At 55.0% G+C, this 6,109-nt stretch carries 4 protein-coding genes; 2 read left to right on the top strand and 2 right to left on the bottom strand.

The genetic code is table 11. The features are described 5' to 3' along the window. Nucleotides 1-565: 565 nt before the first annotated feature. Together dtd and uvrC are read right to left on the bottom strand one after the other, a co-directional pair. Nucleotides 566-1,024, bottom strand: a complete 459-nt coding sequence (dtd, locus tag QZ554_RS04415; RefSeq protein WP_297194661.1) for a D-aminoacyl-tRNA deacylase — start codon at nucleotides 1,022-1,024, stop codon at nucleotides 566-568. A gap of 37 nt (nucleotides 1,025-1,061) precedes the next feature. Continuing rightward, nucleotides 1,062-2,897 carry an excinuclease ABC subunit UvrC gene (gene uvrC, locus QZ554_RS04410; RefSeq protein ID WP_297194660.1) on the bottom strand — a complete coding sequence of 612 codons (1,836 nt, stop codon included), beginning with the start codon at nucleotides 2,895-2,897 and terminating at the stop codon, nucleotides 1,062-1,064. A 712-nt stretch (nucleotides 2,898-3,609) separates the two neighbouring features. On the opposite strand from uvrC, the gene QZ554_RS04405 reads away from it, so the two are divergent. Both QZ554_RS04405 and QZ554_RS04400 read left to right on the top strand, forming a co-directional pair. Then, entirely contained in the window at nucleotides 3,610-4,677 is a 1,068-nt protein-coding gene (locus tag QZ554_RS04405; RefSeq protein WP_297194659.1) for an aldose epimerase family protein, read from the top strand. Nucleotides 4,678-4,724: 47 nt separating this feature from the next. Beyond that, the gene (locus QZ554_RS04400; RefSeq protein ID WP_297194658.1) at nucleotides 4,725-6,026 is read left to right on the top strand and encodes an MFS transporter; all 1,302 of its coding nucleotides are present in this window, start codon (nucleotides 4,725-4,727) and stop codon (nucleotides 6,024-6,026) included. Nucleotides 6,027-6,109: the final 83 nt, after the last annotated feature.

The following is a 6,109-nucleotide window of genomic DNA, read 5'->3' as shown; positions in this document are numbered from 1 at the left end:
TACAGCTTGTTGCAAACTCACACTTTCGGCACTTGAAACCCTCATTTCTCACCATTCGAGACCCTCTCCTCTCATTTTTATTCGTATTCCGCTGTCCCCGACAGCGTTCGTAGGAAGAAAAAGGAGGGCATCAGACGATGAATTATCAATAAATCTCTCTTGGCTCTCATCTCTACTCCCAAAGCGTACTAAATGGGAGCTAAATATAGGTAAGAATGTATTAGCTGAGGACGCGTAAATACAATCTTTGTAAAATCATATCTCAAGCCCCCCTCCTCCAAGATACAAGAGAGGTCAATGGGCACAAATAATTGGACCAATCGCCTAAGTAGGCTATCCTCCTAAAGCTCCTTGCTAAAAACACGAGCTCACTACAGAGACTAGGAGCCCCCCCTAAATAGAATAGTCCCTCTGGGGATCTTACCCAGCCAGCCCCCACTACGCACATAGGAGCAAGCCCTCCTAGCAGTCTGTCCCCCCTAAGAACCTTGCCCCCTCAGCAGTGAACCATAGTCGGTAATATATAATGAGAAGGTAAGCTGCTCGAGCGGAACTCACCTTTAGCTTAGTAAGACTTGTTGTGGCTATCGATCCAGATCGTCACCGGCCCGTCATTGATCAGCGAGACCTGCATATCGGCACCGAAGCGACCTGTACCGATGGGCTTACCTAGTCGCTCCTGTAGAGCCTCCACTACCTTATTATATAGGGGCTCGGATTGCTCGGGGCGGGCAGCACGTATATAGGAGGGGCGGTTGCCCTTGTGCGTATCGGCCATGAGGGTAAACTGCGAGACCAACGTCACCTCGCCCCCGACATCTAGGATACTTCGGTTCATCACCCCATCCTCATCGTCGAAGATACGGAGCTGGACAGCCTTGCTGACGAGGTACTGGATATCGGCTTCGGTATCTTCGGCGGTAATACCTACGAGGATGAGCATCCCTGGTCGGGAAGTCTCTGCGACAGCCACACCATCTATATGAACACTGACGGATCGGGTACGTTGGATCAAAAATCTCATACGGATAACAACATTATTATAGGGTGTACGAAGGGAGCTAAGCGGTAGGCTCAGTCTCCTCCTCAGCGTGAAAGGCTTGGTAGACGATACGTGCCTTGGCCGGGCCAATAGCCGTGGTAAGCTCCTCCAGCGAAGCGGAGGAGACAGACTGGACGCTACGGAAGGTGGAGAGGAGTTCATCCTTCGTCTTCGGGCCAATTCCCTTGATGAAGTCTAGGCGGGAGGACAGCTGGCTCTTGCTCCGCTTGTCCCGATGGAAGGTGATGGCGAAGCGATGCACCTCGGCCTGGATCTGCTCCAGCAGGTGAAAGGTCGGACTGTGATGACGTACGGGGATCTCTCGCAGGAAGTCCTCCCCATAGAGCAGGGAAGAGGTACGGTGTCGCTCATCCTTGACAAGGCCTGCCACAGGTATCGAGAGCCCTAGCTCGCCAAGCGCCTCACGGATAGCGCCCACCTGCCCCTTGCCTCCATCAGCGAGGATGAGGTCGGGCAGAGCCTCCTCGCTCTCCTGCATACGACGATAGCGTCGGGTGACGATCTCCCGCATCGAGGCATAGTCATCGGGGCCCTCGACGGTGCGGATGTTGAACTTGCGGTAATCCTTCTTCGAGGGACGACCTCGCTTGAAGACGACACATGCCGCCACAGGGTCAGAGCCCTGAATATTGGAGTTGTCGAAGCACTCGATATGCATCGGGCTACGCTCTAGCCCCAGTCTCTGGCGCAGGTCTCCCACGACCTGCATGAGGCGCTGGTCGGGGTTCAGTCGCTCGGCACGCTTATACTTGTCCACCTTGTACTGGCGCACATTGCGCTCGGAGAGCTCTAGGAGCTTTTTCTTATCACCTCGCTGTGGGATGGTGATCGTCACGTTGGCATCATCCTGCCATCCAGGGTCTAGGGGTAGGATCAGCTCCTTTGCCCGAGAGCCGAAGCGCCGACGCAGCTCGGTGATCGCCGAGGCAAAGAGTTCCTCTCTACTCTCGCCCTCGAGCTGACTGCGATACTCTAGGGTATAGACCTGAGAGACCATCCCCTGAGTGATGTGCATATAGTTCACATAGGTAGCTCCGTCCTCATCCTCCTCGAAGCTGAAGACATCCACATTATGTATATGGTGTGGGGCTACGGTATGCTTGACCTGATAGTTCTCTAGGTACTGCAGTCGCTCCTTGTAGATCTGCGCCTCCTCGAATCGGAGCTCCTCGCTCAGGCGGAGCATCTCGCTCCGATAGAGCTCGATGACGTCCCGTAGGTTGCCACGTAGTAGGGAGGTGATCTCTCGGATACTGTGGTCGTAGTCCTCTCGGCTCTGGTAGCCGACACAGGGAGCCTTACAGCGCTTCATGTGATACTCGAGGCAGACCTTGTACTTGCCGAGAGCTATCTTGTGTGGCGAGAGGTCGAGGTCGCAGGTACGTATCGGGTAGAGGTCACGCACCATCGCCACAGCAGCATGTGCCATACCGACATTGGGGTAAGGGCCGAAGTGTACAGACCCATCCCGTGCAGGTCTACGCTCGACACGCACACGGGGGAAGGGCTCATGATGGATCACGACCTCGGGGTAGGTCTTGTCGTCCTTGAGGAGGATGTTGTAGCGGGGCTTGTGCTCCTTGATCAAGGCATTCTCTAGGATCAAGGCCTCGGCCTCCGAGCCCACGACGACATACTCTATCCCACGTATCTGACGTACCAAGAGGCGAGTCTTCGCCCCCTGCACCTCGCGCTGGAAGTAGCTACTGACACGTCGGCGCAGGTTCTTCGCCTTGCCGACGTAGATCACCGTCCCCTCCTGTCCGATGTACTTGTAGCACCCAGGGGACTCAGGCAGGGTAGGCAGTATCTTGCGTATCTCGTCGATTGTCATTGGCTCATCTTGTCTTCGGGTTCTCTCCTCCGTTCGCACAAAGATACGTACACCTGAGAGGAGAAGCCCTCTACATCAAACACTCCTAGGGGGCAAAAACGTTCATACCGAGAGCGCACTCACGCTCTCGGTATGAACGCACTCGTGATGTTACTTAGAGCGCCGAGGCGAACATACCGAGAGCGCAAGTGCGCTCTCGGTATGTTCGCAAAGCCCCCCTTAGCACGATTGATACAGAGATAGTTAGCAGAGGGATTTTCGGAGCATTTCGACACTGCTACATAACCAGCTCCCAATAGGTCAGACTGGGCAATGGGAAGACCTAGATAAACACCACTCGGATACCTACCCGACTCACGATGAAGAATAGGCCAAACCTCTATATGCACTACACCTCCCCCATCAGCTATCCCCAGCACAGCCAATGAGGATATACCCAATCGCATTATACTTAGGATATCCCTAAGATATAAGCGATACCCATCCCCTCTATATAAGGTATTCGCGCACGAGAAAGCTCCCGAGCGACATCCTACGTGAGCCCGAGGGGGTATCAGCCTTATTAGGGAAGCATCCTAAGATGTGTATGTGGGATGGGTGGGAATGCCCTATGGGTAGCAGTAGAAAGGATACCAAGGTGTGCGAAGTTTTCGTATATTTGAGGTCAAAATAAAATACTTTATTAAGTACATCGCACTATACAGCCTACTTTATGGCACAGAACAAAGCAAATCTCGACCCTCAAGCCTTCGAGGGTCAGGTGGATGGCAAGCCCGTCCATCTCTACTCCCTACACAATAGCCAAGGTGCTGAGGCACACATCATCAACCAAGGTGCCAAACTCGTCTCCCTCATCGTACCCAGCCGTACGGGATGGACGGATGTCGTCATCGGACACGACAGCCTACAGGAGTACCTGGATAGCGAAGAGGCTTACTTCGGAGCGATCTGTGGTCGCTATGCCAATCGTGTGGCACGTGGGAAGTTCACCCTCGATGGCGTAGAATATACCCTACCTATCAATAATGGCCCTAATGCCCTACATGGCGGTCTCAAGGGCTTCAACGCTGTGATCTGGGATGCCGAGCAGCTCGCAGGCAACCAGCTCGCCCTATCCTACGTCTCCAAGGACGGCGAGGAGGGATACCCCGGGGAGCTACACGTACGTGTCGTCTATACCCTCACCGAGGAGAACGAACTGACCATCGAGTACACGGCGACGACGACCCGCCCTACGATCCTCAACCTCACGAAACACAGCTACTTCAACCTCTCTGGCGACGGCGATGCCAGCGTGCATGACCACCTCCTAGAGATCAACGCTAGCACCTACCTTCCCACAGACGATACAGCTATCCCCTATGGAGCTCCCGAGGCTGTGGCAGGGACACCCATGGACTTCACCAAGCCCACCGAGGTCGGTGCTCGTATCGACACTCCCATTGATCAGCTCGTCTGGGCTCGTGGCTATGACCACACCTACATCCTAGACAAGCCCCTCGGTAAGCTCGGCTTCGCCGCACGCTGCTCCTCCCCCAAGACTGGCATCACGATGGAGGTCTATACCGATCAGCCAGGTGTACAGCTCTACACAGGCAACTGGATGAGTGGTAATATGCGTGGCAAGCACGGACACCGCTATCCCGCACGTGCCGCCCTCTGCCTAGAGACGCAGCACTACCCCGATAGCCCCAACCGCCCTGAGTACCCCACGACACGTCTCAACCCTGGGGAGACCTTCCAGTCGGTGACGGCCTTCCGCTTCACCCTAGCGGACTAATCTCGAATAAATCCTACTAACAACTTACATAACTCAACAACTCACAGATGACACAACAGAAACAGGCGCAGAGCTATCTAGTGCCCTTCATCATCATGGTGGTGCTGATGTCCCTCGTAGGGCTTATCACGAACCTCAACGGACAGTTCCAGGCACCCATGAAGGCAGCCTTCCTGCTGATGGCAGGAGCACAGACGAACACCCTGACGACGCTGCTGACCTTTGCTTTCTTCTTCGGTTACCTAGCTATGGGTGTCCCCAGCGCTAAGTACATCGAGCGGAAGGGCTACAAGCAGACCCTCATCTTCGGGCTCTTCGGTCTGATCGCCGCCTTTGGACTCTATGAGCTATCCGCCTACGTCTTTGAGACGATGGATATAGCGAACTTCCAGCCCACGATCGACGCAGCACGTGCTGCAGGCGAAGGCTACAAGTATGAGGGTGCAGTCGTGATCCCCACGGCCTACTACATCTTCCTCGTAGCTGCCTTCGTAGCAGGATCTGCACTGACCTTCCTACAGGCGGTACTCAACCCCTACATCGTAGCTTGTAGCGTCAAGGGGACGACGGGTGTCACACGTCAGTCCATCGCAGGGACGGGTAACTCCTCTATGGCTACCATCGCTCCCCTGCTCGTGGCTCACGTGATCTTCGCTGGCAAGACTGGGCTAGATATCCAGATCAGCTCGCTCTACATCCCCTTCCTCGTACTGATCGTACTCGTCGGTGGTCTGATCGTCGCTCTGACACAGATCCACCTACCTACTATCGCAAGCGCAGAGAAGAAGGAAGGCGAAGTGCTCGAGAAGAGCGTATGGAGCTTCAGCCACCTAGCGCTTGGTGTCGTCGCTATCTTCATGTACGTAGGTGTCGAGGTCTGCGTAGGGAACAACATCAACCTCTATGCAGAGAACAAGGGTCTCTCCAACCCCGCCCTGCTGGCTACCCTCTACTGGGGGCTCATGCTCGTAGGTCGTCTCTGTGGTAGCTTCCTCAGCAGCATCAGTGCGAGCAAGCAGCTGGCTTTCACCTCTGCTGTGGCTGGTATCCTCGTCCTCGTCGCTATGGTACTTGACAACCCCTACTTCCTCATCGGTGCTGGTCTCTTCCACTCCATCATGTGGGGAGCTATCTTCGCCCTAGCTATCGACAAGCTCGGCAAGTACACCGCTGCAGGCTCTGGTGCCCTGATGATGGGTATCGTGGGTGGAGCTATCCTCCCCCTACTGCAGGGCTTCCTCGCTGACAGCTTCCACGGCTGGCAGTGGACATGGGCGATCGTCGTCATCGGCGAGGCCTACCTGCTCTACTATGCCCTCATCGGACACAAGGTAAAGCAGCTCCCTTAGTCATCATCCCTCCTATCCCCTCGCTTGGTCTATCCAGGTGAGGGGATAGGCCTCTCTATACACATCATATATAAGTACTACAG

The organism is uncultured Porphyromonas sp., from assembly GCF_915070105.1.
Lineage (GTDB): Bacteria > Bacteroidota > Bacteroidia > Bacteroidales > Porphyromonadaceae > Porphyromonas.
The sequence above is the reverse complement of the archived record's forward strand: the minus strand, read 5'-3'. Positions and strand labels throughout refer to the sequence as shown.